A 20710-nucleotide genomic window follows, 5' to 3' on the forward strand; every position below is an offset into this window, starting at 1 on the left:
GAAAAACAGGGGCTTTTTTATTTATACAATTTTAAGGATTAAGCTCCTTTTTCCTGCATCTTAATTAAGTTAAGCGCGGAACCAGCTTTAAACCACTCGATTTGTCCTTTGTTATAGGTATGGGTTACAGTAATTTCGTCTTTAGAACCATCTTTATGGTTAAGCACTACTGTTAACGGCTTACCAGGAGCAAAAGAAGTCAATCCAACGATGTCGATAGTATCATCTTCTTGAACTTTGTCATAATCAGCCGGATCAGCAAAAGTCAAAGCAAGCATACCTTGCTTCTTAAGGTTTGTTTCATGGATCCTAGCAAATGACTTAACAATAATTGCCCTAACACCTAAATGACGAGGCTCCATAGCGGCATGCTCTCTGGAAGAACCTTCACCATAATTGTTATCACCTACAACCACAGAACCTATACCTGCTGCTTTATAAGCTCTCGCAGTAGCAGGAACCTCACCTGTTTCGCCAGTCAATTGGTTTTTAACCGAGTTTGTGCTCTCGTTAAAGTAGTTAACGGCACCGATCAACATGTTGTTGGAGATATTATCTAAGTGACCTCTAAACTTAAGCCAAGGACCAGCCATAGAAATATGGTCAGTAGTACATTTTCCTTTAGCTTTAATAAGAAGCTTCATACCTTTCAGGTCAGCGCCATCCCAAGGAGAGAAAGGCTCAAGAAGCTGTAACCTCTTAGAGTCAGGATTAACAATCACCTCTACCCCACTACCATCTTCAGCCGGATCTTGATAACCAGCATCTTCTACAGCAAACCCTTTCGTAGGCAATTCTACACCTTTAGGTTCATCAAGCATAACTTCCTCACCATTTTCATTTACCAGTTTATCCTTAAGAGGATTGAAGGTAAGGTCACCTGCAATAGAGAAAGCAGTTACAATTTCAGGAGATGCTACAAAAGCGTGGGTATTAGGGTTACCATCATTTCTTTTTGCAAAGTTTCTGTTAAATGAGGTAATGATGGAGTTTTTACGATTAGGATCATCTGTATGTCTTGCCCACTGGCCAATACAAGGCCCACAAGCATTGGCAAGTACTACACCTCCAATTTGATCAAAAACCTCTAATAATCCGTCTCTTTCGGTAGTGAACCTAACCATTTCAGAGCCTGGAGTAACGGTATATTCAGATTTTACCTTAAGCTTTTTCTCAGAAGCTTGTTTAGCTACAGAAGCAGCCCTAGTAATATCTTCATAAGAAGAGTTTGTACAAGAGCCGATTAGGCCAACATCAAGCTTAGCAGGCCAGCCTTTTTCTTTAACAGCTTTACTGAATTCAGAAATTGGCCAAGCGGCATCTGGCGTGAAAGGGCCATTTACATGAGGCTCAAGCTCAGAAAGGTCAATTTCAATCAGTTGGTCAAAATATTTGTCAGGGTTGGCATATACTTCATCATCAGCACGAAGATTTGCAGAAGCTTTTTCTGCTTCGGCTGCCACATCAGCCCTAGAAGTAGACTCTAGGTATTTTTTCATGCTGTTGTCATAAGCAAATACCGAAGTAGTAGCCCCGATTTCAGCACCCATGTTACAAATAGTCGCTTTACCTGTACATGACAAGTTCTCAGCACCTTCCCCAAAATACTCAACAATAGCACCAGTACCACCACTAACGGTAAGTATACCAGCCACTTTAAGTATCACATCTTTAGCAGAAGTCCAACCGTTCTGCTTTCCTGTTAATTTTACACCGATAAGCTTAGGAAACTTAAGCTCCCAAGGCATTCCAGCCATAACATCTACTGCATCAGCACCACCAACACCAATAGCAACCATACCCAAGCCACCGGCATTTGGAGTATGAGAGTCAGTACCGATCATCATTCCACCAGGGAAAGCATAGTTTTCTAGAACTACTTGGTGAATAATACCCGCACCTGGCTTCCAGAAGCCAATTCCATATTTATTACTTACAGAAGCAAGAAAGTCATACACTTCCTTGTTTACACTGTTTGCAGTTTCAAGGTCTTTTTTTGCACCTGACTCTGCCTGAATAAGGTGGTCACAGTGCACAGTAGAAGGAACCGCTACTTGAGGTTTCCCAGCTGACATAAACTGAAGCAAAGCCATTTGTGCAGTAGCATCTTGCATAGCCACCCTGTCTGGCGAAAACTCAACATAAGACTTTCCTCTTTCATAACCTTCGGAAGGGTTTCCGGCATATAGGTGAGAATAAAGAATCTTTTCTGTCAGAGTCAAAGGTCTGCCCACAATTTTTCTGGCTGCTTCCACGCGTTCACCAATACGCGAATACACAGCCCTGATCATATCAATATCAAAAGCCATATTGTAAAAGGGGGTTTTGTGAAATATTTATAAAATTCTGCTAAAAAAGCAAAGTTACAAAAAGAATTAAATAATAAAATATTTTTCAACAATGAGCCTTTGGAATGCAAAAAACAAACAAAAAATTACTCGCCTGATAAAAGCACCGAAAACCCCTTTCAGTAATACTGCGTAAGAAGAAAAGTAAAATAAAATTAACCAAAGCATAGATTATGCAACATCCAGAAACAGGTTCATATTGCATTAATAAACAGAGACAAAGGAGCAATAGGCTTTTTTGGATGGCAATATTTTTACTTGCTTTCGCCCCCCAAACTTTGCTTTACGCCCAAAATGCCAAGGGAAAAGACTGCAACAGCCCCATCATTCTAGAAAATAAATCTTCGATTTCTGAAAGTGTTGACAAAATTGACCGTGGACAAGTAAATGACCTGGCTGGGGAAAACAGCCCTAGCTGTCTGGTTAAAGGAGAAAAATACCCCTTCTGGTATCAGTTTACCGCTTCAAAAAACAGTTCTCTTTCATTTAACATAGAAGGTACCGATGGAACCAATTGGGATTGGGTGATTTATGAACTCACTGACAACTGTGAAAACAAAATAGAACTAGCCTGCAATGGGGCTTTAAACATGATTTGTAGCAATACGGGTGCATCCACGACAAGAAAGAACTCGTATAACCCTCAAGTGTGTGATGAGTCTAATCCATTTAACGATGATATTAACTTAAATAAAGGCTCAACTTACATACTTTTTCTTAATTGCACTGATTGTCGTCAAGGAGATTCTTTCAACCTCACATTTGATGGAAGAGGTCGCTTCTAATCATTAGTTATGAAATTTTTACGTTCCATATTGCTTTTAATTCTTTCATTAGCTTCTGCAGACGCGGTAGCTCAGATACATGCTACCCGCGACTGTAATACTGCCACTACTCTATGTTCTAACGAAACGATCTATGATACGATCTTAAACCCTGTAGCACCAGAACAAATATATGGATATGTTTTAGATGTCCCATCAGGTCAAGGCGCCTCTTGCTTTGGAAACAAAGGTGAAAGAAGGCCATTTTGGTATCAGTTTACAGTAGAAAACTCAGGAACTTTCGAAATGTTCATTGAAGATGACATTATGGGCGACTGGGATTTTGTTCTTTATGACAAAAGCAACGGTTGCGGAAAGGACAACTGGGTTGAAATCGCCTGTAATGCCTCTGACGATATCTTTAACCAAACAGGTATTTCAACAGAAAGGTATGAAAGTTGGGAGTCTTCTTTCTCTCTTGTTAACCCATGGCACCCTACGGTAGAGTTGACGGAAGGGAATACTTATGTCATATTCATTAATGGTGTAGACACGAGGCCGGGTGATGGATTCAGGCTTTCCTTTGGGGGAACTGTGAACTTTAAAGATATTGAGGTTAGTTTCTCTCCTGACGCAAACCCTTCTTGTCCGGGGAGAGAAATAACTTTTACCAATACATCAACCTACCCTTCCGGGGAAATGTCTTATTTATGGGACTTTGGCGATGGAAATACCGATACTTCTGAACATGCGACCCACACCTACGACGAACCTGGTTCATACTGGGTCAAGTTGACTATAGATAACGGTTCTTGTATAGATGAAGACAGCGTACAGGTCGATATCGACATTCCCGATATGGCTGATGCTGGACCAGATCAAAGTATATGCTATGGGATAAACACTGAGTTAAGTGGCGCTGGAGGAGTTTCCTACTCCTGGACTCCTTCCGAATCACTAAGCGATGCAAACATTGCCAACCCAGTAGCCTCCCCTACTCAAACCACAGATTATGTGTTAACAGTAACCGATGATATTGGCTGTGTCGACACTGACACTGTTACAGTAGAAGTTACTTATATAGATGTAGACGCAGGTGATGATCATGAAGTTTGCCCAGGCGACACGGTACAATTTTCAGCTTCGGGAGGTGTCGAATACCAGTGGCTTCCTGACAACGGCTCTTTAAGCCAAAATGATATTTACAACCCAAGTGCTTCTCCAGTCGAAACCACCACCTATCAGGTGACTATCACTGATGAGGATGGCTGTATCAATTATGATTCACTGACGGTTTCTGTTTTTGACCCACCTGTAGCAGATGCAGGTGAAGATGAAGCTATTTGCTATGGGTTAACAACCCAGCTAAATGCTTCTGGTGGTATTGCTTACGAGTGGTCGCCTGCAGAAGGGTTAAGCGATACTGATATTGCAAACCCTGTAGCCTCTCCAAACCAGACAACTACCTATGTAGTATCAGTAACTGGAGAAAACGGCTGCGTAAGCCAAGACTCTGTAACGGTCACTGTTAATTACATAGAAGTGGATGCAGGCGAAGACCAAGATATCTGCTATGGCACAACGGCTGAACTTGAAGCTTCTGGCGGTGTGGAATACTCATGGTCTCCTAGCAGTACACTCTCTACAAACAATGTTGCTGACCCTACCGCTTCACCAGAGGAAACAACAACATATACAGTAACTGTCACTGACGAAGACGGCTGTATTAATTATGACAGTGTTACAATCCAAGTATCTTATATTGAAGTAAGTGCAGGCGAAGATGTTATCATTTGCCAAGGTGACACTGCGCAATTAGAAGCGCAAGGTGGTTCTCAATATTCATGGTCACCTACCGCAGGGTTGAACAATGCAGAAATATATAACCCAGAAGCTTCACCTTTAGAAACAACTGAGTATATCGTTACTGTGACCGATGATGAAGGTTGCGTTAACTACGATACTGTTTTGGTTCAGGTAAACCCTGTTCCGAACATTGATGCTGGTGAAGATGAAACAATTTGTAATGGCCTTACGACACAACTTAACGCATCAGGCACAGCATCTTCATGGTCTTGGAGTCCAAGTGAAGGTTTATCTGCCACAGATGTTCAAAATCCAGAAGCGTCACCATCTGTTACGACTACCTATACTGTCATTGCTACCAATGAATTTGAATGTAGCTCTCACGATGAAGTTACTGTAAATGTAACTTACATAGAAGTAGATGCGGGCGAGGATCAAGAGATTTGCTACGGAACGTCTACTCAGCTAACGGCCACAGGTGGTGTTGATTACCTATGGTCTCCGTCAACACATCTGTCTGATGAAAACATTGCAAATCCAGAAGCGTCACCAGAGGAAACAACCGAATACATCGTGAACGTAACTGATGAAAATGGTTGTATCAACAGTGACACTGTTACCGTTGATGTATATTTTATAGATATTACCACAGGTGATGACCAGACTATTTGCGAAGGAGATACCGTAGAACTGGAAGCAACTGGCGGCACAAATTTCTCTTGGACTCCTTCTGAAAGCTTGTTAAATGAAAATACTGCTACACCTTCTGCTTTTCCTGAAGAAACAACCGCTTATATAGTCACAGTAGAAGACGCAGAAGGCTGTATCAACTATGATACCGTCACTGTAGTTGTCAACCCTAAACCTACCATTGATGCGGGGGAAGATCAGGAAATCTGTTATGGAAACTCTGCACAACTAACAGCCACAGGTGGTATTGATTACCAATGGTCTCCATCAGCAACTTTGTCTGAAGACAACATTGCTGACCCAATAGCTTCTCCTGAGCAGTCAACTGTTTATACCGTATTGGGGGTTGACGAAAACGGCTGTGAGAATAAGGATAGTGTTGAAGTACAGGTAACACTTATAGAAGTATCCACCTCAGACGATCAGGAAATATGCCTTGGTGATTCTGTGCAGCTTACAGCTTCAGGAGGGTCTCAATACTCTTGGACTCCCACTGAGACTTTAAACAATGCAGAAATAGAGGATCCGATAGCAACACCACAGGAAACAACCACTTATTATGTGACCATAACAGATACAGAAGGCTGCGTAAACTATGATTCTGTAACTGTAGTTGTCAATCCGATACCTGTATTGGATGCCGGGGAGAACCAAAGTATATGCTTTGGAACTTCTGCCCAACTAAACGCAAATGGTGGTGGCAATAACTACCTGTGGACACCTGCTACCGGTCTTTCTGATGCAGAAGTCTCTAACCCTACTGCTACCCCATCAGAAACAACAACCTATACAGTTATTACAACAGATAATAATGGTTGCAGCAATAGCGATGAGGTGACTGTAGAGGTTACATATATTGAAGTGAGCGCAGGCGAAGATCAAACTATATGCCATGGCACCTCTGCTCAACTTGAAGCAACTGGCGGCGATAACTATAGTTGGTCTTCTAACCCAACACTTTCTGATGAAAATATTGCTAACCCTATAGCAACTCCTTCGGATACCACCACGTATTTTGTAACCGTAACAGATGCCAACGGGTGTCAAAACACTGATTCTGTAACTGTAAACGTAGACTATATTGAAGTAGACGCGGGCGAAGACCAAGTGATCTGTTTTGGGGATTCGGCACAGCTTGAAGCTTCTGGCGGCGAGACTTACTCATGGACTCCGGCAGGCTCATTGAACAATGCTGAAATTGCCGACCCAGTCGCTAACCCTACGGAGACCACCCAGTACATCGTGACTATTACAGATGCTGAAGGATGTGTCAATACAGATTCCATTACAGTACAGGTAAACCCTGTTCCTGTAGCTGATGCGGGAGACGACCAAGTATCTTGCCAAGGCGTACCTGTCCAGCTAAATGCCACCGGTGGAGATACCTACTCTTGGTCACCGGCTGAATCATTGTCAGATGCCTCCGTTGCCGACCCGGAAGCTACACCTCAAGAAACCACTACCTACACGGTAATCGTTACCGATGAAAATGGGTGTTCCAGCTCCGATGAGGTCACTGTCACCATTGAGCAAATTGAAGTGAACGCTGGCGAGGACCAAACCATTTGTTTTGGGGACTCTGTTCAGTTCGAGGCAACAGGCGGCACATCATATACATGGAACCACGAAGAAACCCTCTCGGATGCCAATGTAAGCAACCCTTATGCTTCGCCGGAAACTACTACAAAGTATGTAGTTACCATCACTGATAAAGATGGCTGTATGAACACCGATACCTTGACCGTAACTGTGAACCAACTGCCAATGGTAGATGCGGGAGACGATCAGGAGGTCTGCAACGGACTTTCTGCCCAGCTCAGCGGTGCTGGTGACGGTGACCTGCTTTGGGCACCGGAGGAAACCCTTTCCGCTACAGATATTGAAAACCCGGTAGCCACCACTTCACAAACTACTGTTTACACCTTGACCGTGACAGATGCCAACGGGTGTCAAAACACTGATTCTGTAACTGTCAACGTAGACTATATTGAAGTAGACGCGGGCGAAGACCAAGTAATTTGTTTTGGGGATTCGGCACAGCTTGAAGCTTCTGGCGGCGAGACTTACTCATGGACTCCTGCAGGCTCATTGAACAATGCTGAAATTGCCAACCCTGTCGCTGACCCTACGGAAACCACCCAGTACATCGTGACCATTACCGATGCTGAAGGGTGTGTCAATATGGATTCCATTACGGTACAGGTAAACCCTGTTCCTGTAGCTGATGCGGGAGACGACCAAGTATCTTGCCAAGGCGTACCTGTCCAGCTAAATGCCACCGGTGGAGATACCTACTCTTGGTCACCGGCTGAATCCTTGTCTGATGCCTCCGTTGCCGACCCAGAAGCTACACCGCAAGAAACCACTACCTACACGGTAACCGTTACCGATGAAAATGGTTGTTCCAGCTCCGATGAGGTTACTGTAACCATTGAGCAAATTGAAGTGAACGCTGGCGAGGACCAAACCATTTGTTTTGGGGATTCTGTTCAGTTCGAGGCAACTGGCGGAACAACATACACATGGAACAACCAAGAAACCCTTTCGGATGCCAATGTAAGCAACCCTTATGCTTCGCCGGAAACTACTACAGATTATGTAGCTACCATCACTGATGAAGATGGCTGTATGAATACCGATACCTTGACTGTAACGGTGAATCAACTGCCAATGGTAGATGCGGGAGACGATCAGGAAGTTTGCAACGGACTTTCTGCCCAGCTCAGCGGTTCTGGTGACGGTGACCTGCTTTGGGCACCGGAGGAAACCCTTTCCGCTACAGATATTGAAAACCCGGTAGCCACCACTTCACAAACTACTGTTTACACCTTGACCGTGACAGATGCTAACGGGTGTCAAAACACCGACTCTGTAACCGTCAGCGTAAACTTTATTGAAGTAGACGCAGGCGAAGACCAAGTAATTTGTAACGGTGTATCAGCGCAGCTAAACGCCTCTGGCGGGGTTTCCTATAATTGGACACCTTCTGAAACTTTATCAGACCCAACTACAGCCAATCCTGTGGCAACCCCTCAACAAACCACAGAATATGCAGTAGAGGTAACCGATGCAGATGGATGTATAAATTCTGACACAATTATAGTCTCCGTGACTTATATAGAAGTAAGTGCTGGCGAAGATCAAGATGTCTGTTTTGGAAACACAGTACAACTGGAAGCCAGTGGAGGCGCCAGCTACTTATGGTCACCTGAAGACGAGCTGTCAGACAACAGCATAAGCAATCCTACAGCCGCCCCTTCCGACACCACAGACTTCATTGTCACTGTTACCGATGCCGAGGGTTGTGTCAACACAGACACGGTGCGTGTCAATGTAACCTTCATTGAAGTAAGCGCTGGACCAGACCAGTATATCTGTGAAGGTGCAGGCGACTCTGTACAACTGTCTGCTTCGGGCGGAGTTAGCTTTACTTGGTTCCCTGATGAACTGGTCAATATCAACAATATACAGGAACCTGTTGCTAGCATTTCCGAAACTACAGACTTTTCAGTAATTGTTACAGATGAAAATGGCTGTATCAACACAGATACCATGACCGTATACATTACCGACCCTCCAATTGCAGATGCAGGGGAAGACCAAACTATTTGTAATGGGTTGAGCGCCGAACTGCAAGCATCGGGCGGAGAAACTTACCTATGGTCACCAGAGGAAAGCTTATCTGAGTATGATATCGAAAATCCAGAAGCATCACCAAATACTACTACCACCTACACTGTTTCTGTAACAGATAGCTTAGGCTGTACCAATACGGATGAGGTAACTATATATGTAACTTATATAGAAGTGGATGCAGGAGCAGACCAAGACATTTGTTTTGGAGACTCTACAGAATTAACTGCTTCTGGTGGCACCTCCTATACTTGGACACCAGGAGACTATGAAGGAGAAACAATAAAAGTTACCCCGACAGATACCACTGTTTATACTGTTACTGTCATAGATCAAGATGGCTGTAAAAACATAGATAGTGTTCAGGTAAATATTAAACCTTTACCTGAAGGTAGTATCACCAACAACCCGGAATCTTTATGTTTAGGTGATGAAATAACTGTCAGCGCATCTTTCAACGAAGGGTTTACGCCACACGAAAGCATGGCATATTCATTTGATGGTGGACAAACCTTCCAAAACACCAACGAGCTATTCATTAGTGATGTATATTCAGATACCATCATAAACATCCTATTACTTGCTTCTAATGAATGCTACAGCGATACCATTGAACATGAAATTAACCTTAAAAGCATTGACGCAACAGCATCGCAACATGAGCAAGTATCCTGCTTTGGGGAAGAGAGTGGTGCTGCCATTGTTGAAGTATCTGGAAGCGAAACAGGCACATATCAATTTTCAATAAATGGCACAGAGTTTCAGCCTGACAATATCTTTACAAACTTGGCTGCTGGAGACTATGACATAACCATTATTAATGATGCTGATTGCCGGTTCTTATTACCAGTAACTATAACAGAGCCAGAAGCATTACTTCTAGAGGTATTATCTGTAACACACGTTGGCCCATGTGCAGGAGATGACAATGGAGAAATTGTCTTGGAAGCTTCGGGAGGAACTCCTGCGTACATGTATACAATAAATAACAGTGAAGAACCACAAGAGGAGTCAACATTTACAGAAGTACCAGCTTATGAACATACGGTAGCGGTCATAGACCAAAATGGCTGTGTTGCAGAACAAACAGTTCTCATAGAAGAACCAGACGCTGTTAAAATTGATGGGATTACAGCAGATATCAAAGATAATGTCTGCCATGGGAAAAAAGAGGGAGAGATCACCTTGGACACCAGTTCGGTAACAGGTGCTAAACCGCCATATACGTATACTTTTGACGGAGAAACCAAAGAAGTTCCTGAGTTTACTGAAATCTTTGGAGGCGACTTTAATATAGTAATAACCGACAGTGATGGCTGTGAATTTAGGCATCCGTTTACCATAGGACAACCAGAGCCTATCACCTTTTTCACCAGAACCTCCAAAGAGTCTTGTCAAAACAGAGATGGTGAGATCACTATTAACAATCCACAAGGGGGTACTCCTCCTTACACCTATAGTGTAAATGGATCATCTTTTGGCAACAACCCAGAATTTACTGGGTTAGCGGCAGGAACTTACCACAATATAACTGTAATGGATTCCAAAGGGTGCAGTGCCGGCCAGCCAGATACCGTTAGAAGAAAAGAAGGGCCTGACGTTCATATTACCAAGAATGACGTTACCTGTTTTGACTTAGAAGACGGGTCGGTAGTCATAGATTCTGTTTCTGGCGGCCTGCCTTTTATGGACGCACAAACAGAGAAACCATATTTTGAGTACAGTCTTGACAGCATTAACTGGATCAGAGATTCCTTGTTCACAGGGCTTGCCGCAGACACCTTCCAGCTCTTTATCAAAGACCAGGAGTGCGTGTACTTGGACAAGCACCCATTCTATTCGTTCAACAATGCAACACAAGAATGGGACACCTTAAAACGGGACTATTTTGTATTGGGACAACCAAACCAGCTTGAAGCTGCGGTATTCTCGACACCTTCAGTCAGAAACCAATCTAATGGAACTGTTGGGATAATTGATATCTCGGGTGGAATAGAACCATATTACTTCAGTGGCGACAACCAAGAGTTTAGCCCTGTAACAAGTGATACAGCTATTGTGTCAGGGTTTGACAGAGGTATGCAAACTGTTTTTCTGAAGGATTCAAACGAATGTACCATCAGTTTAAGCGTTTTTGTTGACAAACCAATACTGATACCGAACCTTATCACCCCTAACAACGATGGGTTAAATGACTATTTTGAAATCGTTTCAATACCGCGTAATACGACAGTAACTATCTACAACAGATGGGGCTCTGAAGTATACCATGACGAAAACTATAACAATAGTTGGGATGGAGATGGTGTTCCTGATGGGGTTTACTACTATGACATTACCTTCCCAGACAAACGTTTGGTCAAAGGATGGGTAGAAGTTAAAAGATAATATAAAATCGGCCCAAAATCAGTATCAGTGTATTTGAATAATCAATACACTGATACTTTAGACCCATAGCCTATTCTAGCATGTTAGACTATACCTAAGAAAGCTTTAACAAAAACTCCATCGTATCAACCCGATCAGCATAATCATCAATTCCAGGACATTGCGCATCCCCAAAAGGAATATGCTCTTCACCTACTATAGCTTGAATTTTTTCTTCATTATTCCTTAACACACGCTCAACATCGGAACTATCTTTATACCTTTCGAAAAACAAGACAGAGACTGGCGAACTTATACCCTCGTCTTCTTTAAGCATTACAAAGCCATTGTCCCAAAAGACATCCTTATTTAGCAAGTAAATGGCACGGTTATACTCATAGTTGTGAAAATATTTATGATGATCGGCTACATAGCAGAAGGGTTCTATCGCTTCGAAAATATGCTTGAGTTCAAAATCAGATGGAATGAACAGCTTAGAAATATTTCTACAACCCAAGCCGTAATATTGAAAAATATCCTTTCCTAGAGCTTCAAGTTGTGCTGGTGTTTCGTTTCCTGTCAAAACAGCTACAGATGTTCGGTTCTTTCGAATCAAATGGGGTATGTTTCTAAAGTAATATTCAAAGTACCTAGAAGTGTTGTCGCTTCCTGTAGCAATGACTGCATCCATGCCTTTCATTCTGTCTACCACATTCACCTTTTCTTCAAAGGCTGGAGCAATTTTCATTAGCATACCAAAAATTTTATCAGGCAGCACCCTGTCGTCCGAGCTCAATTTGGCATATAAGCTATGTCCACTCAACAAAACGCAAAGAGCATCATGAAATCCAACCAAAGGAATATTTCCAGCCATCACCACCCCAACTTTTTGAGGATTTACCTTATCCGAAATACCATAAGGTTCAACCCACCTCTTTAGATTTTCCAATGTAAGCCATTCACCTATGGAGGCGACAGCATCCTTAACAGAACCAAATGTAAACCAATTATTTACATTCACAGCTTGTCTAATATATTCTTCAGGAAGCCCTTCCGTTCTCAATTGCTCACCTAACTCCGCAAAGGCCTTTATCCTATGATCAAGATCCATAAAATAATATTTTTTAAAACTTTTGATTTGTACTGAATGTAATTGTAGTTAATTTTGCAGTTACAAAAAAATAAAATATACAGGTATTATGGCAATAATCATAACAGATGAGTGCATCAACTGCGGAGCGTGCGAGCCGGAATGCCCGAATACCGCTATTTACGAAGGCGGTGCTCCATGGACATACGCAGGCGGTACTAGTCTTACGGAAATACAACTGGAAGACGGCAGTACAATGGATGCCAATGCTCAGCAGGATCCGATTTCAGAAGAATTTTACTATATAGTTTCCACTAAATGTACTGAGTGTACAGGCTTCCATGAGGAACCTCAATGTGCCGCAGTATGCCCTGTAGATTGCTGTGTAGATGACCCTGACGTGAGGGAAACAGAAGAAGAGCTTCTCAATAAAAAAGCATGGCTTCACGGCGAATAATGTTTTTTTATGCAAAAACAAAAAAGGTGATAATTCATTTATCACCTTTTTTGTTTAATATTGAACTTCATTAGGAATTAAATAAACTCATTTTTATGAAAACATTAGATACTTTTAACTTCTCTGGGAAAAAAGCACTTGTTCGAGTTGACTTTAACGTCCCTCTAAACGACAAGTTTGAAATTACTGATGATACTCGTCTAAGAGCAGTTATACCTACCGTTAACAAAATTTTAAAAGATGGTGGTTCAGCCATATTAATGTCTCACCTTGGAAGACCTAAAGAAGGTCCTGCTGAAAAATTCTCACTAAAACACCTAACAGGGTACTTGAAAAAAACTTTCAACACAGAAGTAAAATTCGCTTCTGATTGTATCGGAGAAGATGCTAAAACCATGTCTGCATCTCTACAGCCAGGTGAAATTCTCCTACTTGAAAACTTACGTTTTTACAAAGAAGAGGAAAAGGGAGACGAAGCCTTTGCTGAAAAGCTTTCTAAGTATGGCGATGTATATGTAAATGACGCTTTTGGTACAGCACACAGAGCCCATGCATCTACCGCTGTTATAGCTAAATTTTTCCAAGAAAAAGTATGCGGTTATGTAATGCAAGCTGAGCTTGACAATGCCAAAAAGGTTTTGGAAAAAGCCGATAAGCCGTTTACTGCCATTATGGGAGGAGCTAAAATTTCAGACAAAATCCTTATCATCGAAAGACTTCTTGAAAAAGTTGACAACCTTATTATTGGCGGTGGTATGTCTTATACCTTTACCAAAGCTATGGGCGGCAATATAGGAGACTCTCTACTTGAAGAAGATAAAATGCCTCTAGCACTTGAATTAATAGAAAAAGCTAAAGCTAAAGGTGTAAACCTAATACTTCCAGTTGACACTGTTATTGCAGATGCCTTTAAAAATGATGCTAGCACCCAGGTTGTAGACAAAAACAACATTCCTGATGGCTGGATGGGACTTGATATTGGCCCTGAAACCATCAAATTGTTTAAAGATGTTGTCAGCAACTCTAAAACTGTACTTTGGAATGGTCCTATGGGCGTTTTTGAAATGACCAATTTCGCTAAAGGAACCATTGCTATTGCAGAAGCTGTAGTTGACGCCACTACTAAAGGAGGGTTCTCACTTATAGGAGGGGGAGATTCTGCCTCTGCTATTAACAACCTTGGTTTTGGAGACAAAGTATCTTATGTTTCTACTGGCGGTGGCGCACTACTGGAGTATATGGAAGGAAAAACATTGCCAGGAGTTGCCGCTTTACAGTCATAATGTAAGCACTCAGCTATAAATATAAAGCCGGACGAAACTCTTCCGGCTTTTTTATTTAATAATGATATATTTATAAAATTTTCAAAAAAAGTCTTCAGGTTTTACAGTGCCAAAGAACCTTTATCCGTTATTATCGTTGAAAATTCCAACTATAATACGTCCACAAACCAAACTAAAAACCAAGCATTTGGGATATAAAAAAGTTCTTTTGTCATTATTTTTCTATCAAACAGGTTAAGTTTGAACATTTTACATAATATTATTAACACAACAAGCTTATAATAAATAGATACAGCAGAATGTCTAATTTCGAAAAAGACCGCGTCTCGATGACGAGAAGCAACAGAGGATGGAAAAAATGGGGTCCTTACCTATCCGATAGGCAATGGGGAACTGTAAGAGAAGATTACAGCCCGTTTGGTTCAGCATGGGAAAATTTCCCGCATGAGCAAGCAAGAAGCAGGGTTTACCGTTGGGGCGAAGATGGACTAGGGGGAATAAGTGACAACAAGCAATGGATTTGTTTTGCTTTCGCCTTCTGGAACGAAAAAGACCCTTTTTTAAAAGAACGTCTTTTCGGTCTTACAGGAAATCAAGGCAATCATGGAGAGGATGTTAAAGAGTACTATTACTACCTAGACTCTACCCCTACCCACTCCTACATGAAAATGCTCTACAAGTATCCTCAAGGAGAGTACCCATATTCTAACCTGGTACTTGAAAACAAAATCCGGGGGAAACATGAACTTGAGTATGAACTTGTTGACACCGATTTATTCAAAGACGACAAATACTTTGACATATACATCGAATATGCAAAAGCAGACACCGATGATATATGTATCAAAGCAACAATTCATAACAGAGGGCCAGAAAAGGCCAACCTGCATGTCCTTCCAACTATTTGGTTTAGGAACTTTTGGCGTTTTGCTCAAGAAGACTACACTCCTTCCCTATCAGCAGATGGGGATAATTGTATTAATGTAGAGCATAGGGAATTAGGGAATTACCAGCTTTATTTTGAAGGCGCAGATGAGACTTTGTTTTGCAACAACGAAACCAACCACCATAAAGTTTACCACCATCCACCAGAGCCAGGATACTGGAAAGACGGCATAAACGATTATGTGGTAGAGGGCAATAAGGACGCTGTCAACCCTGAGAAAACAGGAACCAAAGCAGCCGCTCATTATAAACTTACCTTAAACCCAGGCGAAACAAAAGAAGTTTGCTTGCGCCTGAGCGACAAAACACATGAAAAGCCATTAGAGGACCATCCTTATATATTTAGGACTAGGTTAAATGAAGCCGACGTTTTTTATAATGAATACGCTTCAAACGTGGATAGCGACGAGCTAAAAATGATCCAGCGGCAGGCCTTTGCAGGCTTAATGTGGTGCAAACAGTTTTATTATTACGATGTCAACCTCTGGCTCAATGGCGATCCAGGAACAGCGCCGCCTCCAGAAAGGTTGCACGGTAGGAATAAAGATTGGAAGCACCTCAACAACATGGAAATTATTTCCATGCCTGACAAATGGGAGTATCCATGGTACGCAGCCTGGGACTTGGCGTTTCACTGCATCGCTTATGCCAGTATAGATCCAGACTTTGCTAAAAGACAGCTCATCTTACTTTTAAGAGAGTGGTATATGCACCCGAATGGACAAATACCTGCTTATGAATGGAGCTTTAGTGATGTAAACCCTCCTGTGCACGCTTGGGCTACTTGGCGGGTATACGAAATTGAACGCGACATGAACAATGGCAAGGGAGATACCAACTTCCTTGAGCGGGTATTCCATAAGCTCATGCTAAACTTTACCTGGTGGGTAAACCGCAAAGACAGTGAAGGCCATAACATCTTTGAAGGGGGATTCCTTGGACTTGATAACATAGGTGTATTTGACAGAAGTAGTCCTTTGCCAACAGGTGGACATATAGAGCAAGCCGATGCTACTAGCTGGATGGCTATGTACTCTCTAAATATGCTAAGAATATCCCTGGAGCTTAGTAAAAACAACTCTTCTTACGAAGACACCGCTTCAAAATTTCTAGAGCACTTTTTATATATAGCAGGAGCCATTGCCAACTTGGACAATAAAAGCCTGAACCTTTGGGACGATGAAGATGAGTTCTTCTACGATGTACTCCACACACCCCATGGAGAATATATCCCTATGAAAGTCCGGTCTATCGTTGGGCTTATACCTCTTTTTGCTGTGGAGACATTAGAGCCACATAATATAGAAATGTATCCACACTTCAAAAGAAGGCTGGAGTGGTTCCTAAATTACCGTCCGCATCTGGACTCTTTGGTGTCTACAAGAGAAGTGCCTTACCTCGGAATAAGAAGACGCTTTTCTTTACTACGGGAAGCCAAGCTTAAAAAGATCTTGTCAAGAATGCTGGACGAAAACGAGTTCTTGTCAGAGTATGGAATCAGGGCACTTTCCAAACACCATAAAGACAACCCTTATGAATTCCATACAGAGCATGGCACTTATTCGGTAAGCTATAATCCGGGTGAATCTGACAGTGGCATGTTCGGCGGAAATTCTAACTGGCGTGGACCAATATGGTTCCCTATCAATTATTTGATCATTGAGTCGCTCATGAAGTTTTACAACTACTATGGGGAAGAGTTTACGATAGAACACCCTACAGGTTCTGGCAATCTAATGAACCTTAAAGAAGTAGCTGAAGAACTGAGTTTTCGCTTAATTAAGCTCTTTATGAAAGATGAAGAAGGCAAACGCCCTGCTTTTGGCGGTCATGAAAAGTTTAAAGATCCTCATTTTGTTGATAATATTCTTTTCTACGAATATTTCCACGGAGATAACGGAAGAGGTTTAGGCGCATCGCACCAAACAGGCTGGACTGCCTTGGTTGCCGACCTTATCCATTTCCATTATCACAAAAAAGAAGAAGTTATTAGCGAGAAAGTGAAGAAGAAAAACGCAATTCTGAAGAAGATAATTTCGAGTGCAAAATAAATTTAAAGCCATTTCATAAAAAAAGCCTCCAGAATAGGAGGCTTTTTTTTATGTTGTTACTTTAAAGAAAAACTAGAAACCCCTGACAAATACCCGTCCGTGTAAATTTCTACTTTGTACTCCCCTTTTACCAAAGTGTTATTTTTAGGAGCATAGAAAAAATCAATGCTTTGTTTGCCATTATCATAGTCAATTACTTGCTTGCCTGTATAATCCATTTCTTTCTCAACATCCATATTTACAAAAGAGCCAGAATTGTTCTCCAAGTTATAAATTAGTTTTCCTCTTGGATCAATTACCCGCATATAAACAGTTTTAGCACCTGGATCGGCAATTAAATTCTCAGCCAAATCAACAGAAACAGCTAATTGCGCTGCCTTTTTAGCTCTTTTTACGCTTACAAGCTTATCCCCTCTGGTATACCTTTGTCCTTCACCAACAATGTTTTCTGTTTTTATGACCGCTCCCAAAGCAACCTTCTTCTCCAAAGTCCCATTCCTACTTTGAAGTTCCTCAATCTGTTCCTTTAAACTTGCATTTTCACTATTCAAAATAGACACACTAGCGTTAAGCTGCATAACCCTTTTATGCAAATCACTAATCTGGCCAAGGAAACCTTGTTTTTCCCGTTTTAGGTCAGCCACCTCTTTTTTAAGAAAGTTTAATGCATTGTTTTCTTTGGTAAGGGCAGCAACTTTGGCTTGGCTTTCTTTGAGAGACTTCGTAGTTTTTTCCAACAGCGACTCAACCTTAGATTTTTCGGCAGATAACTTTTCCACCTCATCCACTTTATTGCTAAGGTTATTCTCCAAGCGATTATTACTGGCAGACAAGGAATTTACTTTGTAGAGGTGCTTCTGGTTTTCCTCCTTTAACTCACTATTACCTAAATAAAAATAGGTGTTGCCGATCAATAAAAGTCCGGCTAATATTCCGCCGCCCGAGTAGGCAAGCGCTCTTCGTGATTTTAGATTATGGTCCATGTACAGTTTATTTATGTGCCAAAGATATAGTAGGCAGATTAAGGTCTGATTAAATCAAAATTAAAAGGTTATTTAACCTGAAATATGCAGTATAACTTTCTATTAATAAGCAAAATAACTCCAAATCATCCGCTTGGTATTTTACTCCTCATGACATAATCTAATGCACTAGCAATGACCTTTGTTAACCAGGAAAAATCATTTCCACTTTTGTGCCATTGCCTGGCGAAGAGTCAATTTTAATTTCTCCTTTGTGAAGACGAACAATTTTATCGGTCAGTGACATTCCTATTCCGTACCCAGGAATAGACTGAACATTCTCAGAGCGATAAAAAGGCTGAAACGCATTTTTTATATCACCCTCAGACATCCCAATACCTTGATCTTCTATAGTGATTCTTATTTTATCTTCAGAGATCCTTTCAGAGGTAATGAAAACAGGTTTATAATCAGAAAACTTGCAGGCATTTTCTAGGACATTCAGTAGTGCAGCCTGAAGCAGAGGTTGGCTACCTGAGACTTTCAGCCCTTCTTCAACATTAGGCTCTTGAAATTTTGTCCTAATGCATACCTGACACCCTGCGCTTCTTTTTTCAATTTCTTTAATTGTACCCTTAACCAGTGACTTTACATCTATAGGCTCCGAAGTAACCATTTTATCTTCAGCGCCAGATTGAACAAGTTCCAATAAGCCATTGGAGAGAAAGGTAAGTTTTCGGGTTTCATCCAAAACCGAATGCAGTACCCGCTTATATTCATCCTTTTCCCGGTCTTTCATCAAAGCAACTTCAACCTCCCCGGTTATAGCCGTTAGAGGCGTCCGCAGTTCGTGAGAAGCTCCAGAAACGAACATTTTCTGCAAGTCAAAGGCCTTTTTAAGCCTTAAAAACATTTTATTGAAAGTAACAGCCAGTTTTTCTACCTCATCCTTGCCTTTTCCTTCATCCAGTTTGGTATCTAAAGTAGAAGCATCCACCTTTTCTACTTGGTCTACCACTTTAGCTATTGGACGCAAGGCGGCAAAAGAGAAAAGCTTCCCTCCTATGTAGATAATGATCAAGGAAACTATATATCCAAATATAAGCAGCAGTTTAAGGTTTTTGATTTTCGTAATTCCATAGCGGTCCACCGCAGAAGCAATCACCACAAACTCTTTTTGCCTATCTATATAGCTCACCCCATAAATCTGGCGGTTATTTAAGTTAATACCCAGTTCACCATGGTATCGGATGTAATTAAGGTCTTCTTCATCAATATCAACGGTATATACATCATCCTGAAAAATAGGATCGTTATTTTTGTCGTATATACGTACAAACTCCTGATACAAAGTCTGAAGGTACTTCCGCCGGATTGATTTAAGCAGGCCTTCATCAATCTCCTCAACTTCCAAAAGTAGTTGAGCAGTGTTCAAAGCCTTCTCTTTAAGCCTTTCTTCAAACTGATAAGATGTGTACCGTGCAGAAAGATTATAAACGGCAACACAAAATACTAGTAAAATTAAAGCAACAATCCCTGTAAACTGAAGGGTAAGTTTGTTTCTTATTTGCATAAACCAATATCAATCCCCCTCTTTCAAAACATACCCCATTCCAACAAGGGTATGAATCAACTTAGGGGAGAACCCTTTATCTATCTTTTTTCTTAAAAAGTTGATATAAACATCAATCACATTAGTGCCTGTGTCAAATTTTATATCCCAAACTTTTTCTGCAATATCAACACGTGAAATTACTTTTCCTTTATTTTTTAGCAAATACTCAAGCAGGGAAAACTCTTTAGCTGTCAAATCAATTTGTTTTCCACTGCGTTTCACCACTTTTGCCGAAGGATCCATTTCCAAGTCAGCAATTTTATATACTTTGCTATCTTCTTGAGCGCTTCTTCTGGATAAAGCCCTAACACGTGCAACAAGTTCCCTAAACTCAAAAGGTTTTACCAAATAGTCATCAGCCCCACTTTCAAGCCCCAATACCTTATTATCTGTCGTACCAAGGGCGGTAAGCATTAGTATGGGCACTTTTACATTTTCTTTTCTAATGGTTTTGCACAAGTCAATCCCGTTCATATGGGGCAGGTTTATATCAAGGATAAGCAGGTCAAAACTATTAGACAAAGCCATTTCTTTACCCACAAAACCGTCATAAGCGACTTCCACTTCGTGCAGCTCTTCCTCAAGTCCCTTTTTAATAAAAGACGCTACTTTGGGTTCATCTTCAACTACAAGTATCTTCATGTAAAAAAAATTTAATAAAGTCCTTCCATATTTAATTAACAATATATTTCTAAATGA

At 41.3% G+C, this 20710-nt stretch carries 10 protein-coding genes; 5 read left to right on the forward strand and 5 right to left on the reverse strand.

The window, feature by feature from the left end; translation table 11 throughout:
* Positions 1 to 38: 38 nt before the first annotated feature.
* A complete protein-coding gene (locus tag RCC89_17415) occupies positions 39 to 2309 on the reverse strand; it encodes an aconitate hydratase (GenBank protein WMJ74927.1) in 2271 nt (756 codons plus the stop codon).
* Between the two features lie 281 nt (positions 2310 to 2590).
* On the opposite strand from RCC89_17415, the gene RCC89_17420 reads away from it, so the two are divergent.
* Together RCC89_17420 and RCC89_17425 are read left to right on the forward strand one after the other, a co-directional pair.
* Positions 2591 to 3133: a hypothetical protein gene (locus RCC89_17420; GenBank protein ID WMJ74928.1), complete on the forward strand. Its 543-nt coding sequence runs from the start codon at positions 2591 to 2593 to the stop codon at positions 3131 to 3133.
* 9 nt (positions 3134 to 3142) lie between these two features.
* Positions 3143 to 11629: a gliding motility-associated C-terminal domain-containing protein gene (locus RCC89_17425; GenBank protein WMJ74929.1), complete on the forward strand. Its 8487-nt coding sequence runs from the start codon at positions 3143 to 3145 to the stop codon at positions 11627 to 11629.
* A gap of 94 nt (positions 11630 to 11723) precedes the next feature.
* Here RCC89_17425 and RCC89_17430 read toward each other — a convergent pair whose 3' ends face one another.
* Positions 11724 to 12719, reverse strand: a complete 996-nt coding sequence (locus tag RCC89_17430) for an acyl-CoA reductase (protein ID WMJ74930.1) — start codon at positions 12717 to 12719, stop codon at positions 11724 to 11726.
* Positions 12720 to 12807: 88 nt separating this feature from the next.
* Between RCC89_17430 and RCC89_17435 the strand changes: the two genes are divergently transcribed.
* From RCC89_17435 to RCC89_17445, 3 genes are all read left to right on the forward strand, one after another.
* The gene (locus RCC89_17435; GenBank protein WMJ74931.1) at positions 12808 to 13155 is read left to right on the forward strand and encodes a 4Fe-4S dicluster domain-containing protein; all 348 of its coding nucleotides are present in this window, start codon (positions 12808 to 12810) and stop codon (positions 13153 to 13155) included.
* A 95-nt stretch (positions 13156 to 13250) separates the two neighbouring features.
* The gene (locus tag RCC89_17440; protein ID WMJ74932.1) at positions 13251 to 14438 is read left to right on the forward strand and encodes a phosphoglycerate kinase; all 1188 of its coding nucleotides are present in this window, start codon (positions 13251 to 13253) and stop codon (positions 14436 to 14438) included.
* A gap of 299 nt (positions 14439 to 14737) precedes the next feature.
* Positions 14738 to 17434 (forward strand): glucosidase, encoded by a 2697-nt coding sequence (locus tag RCC89_17445; protein WMJ74933.1) that lies wholly within the window; start codon positions 14738 to 14740, stop codon positions 17432 to 17434.
* Positions 17435 to 17490: 56 nt separating this feature from the next.
* On the opposite strand, the gene RCC89_17450 is transcribed toward RCC89_17445, so the two are convergent.
* From RCC89_17450 to RCC89_17460, 3 genes are all read right to left on the reverse strand, one after another.
* Positions 17491 to 18417, reverse strand: a complete 927-nt coding sequence (locus tag RCC89_17450; protein ID WMJ74934.1) for a hypothetical protein — start codon at positions 18415 to 18417, stop codon at positions 17491 to 17493.
* 184 nt (positions 18418 to 18601) lie between these two features.
* Positions 18602 to 19969: a HAMP domain-containing sensor histidine kinase gene (locus tag RCC89_17455; GenBank protein WMJ74935.1), complete on the reverse strand. Its 1368-nt coding sequence runs from the start codon at positions 19967 to 19969 to the stop codon at positions 18602 to 18604.
* Positions 19970 to 19978: 9 nt separating this feature from the next.
* Positions 19979 to 20653 (reverse strand): response regulator transcription factor, encoded by a 675-nt coding sequence (locus RCC89_17460; protein ID WMJ74936.1) that lies wholly within the window; start codon positions 20651 to 20653, stop codon positions 19979 to 19981.
* Positions 20654 to 20710: the final 57 nt, after the last annotated feature.

The organism is Cytophagaceae bacterium ABcell3 (assembly GCA_030913385.1).
GTDB lineage: Bacteria > Bacteroidota > Bacteroidia > Cytophagales > Cytophagaceae > ABcell3.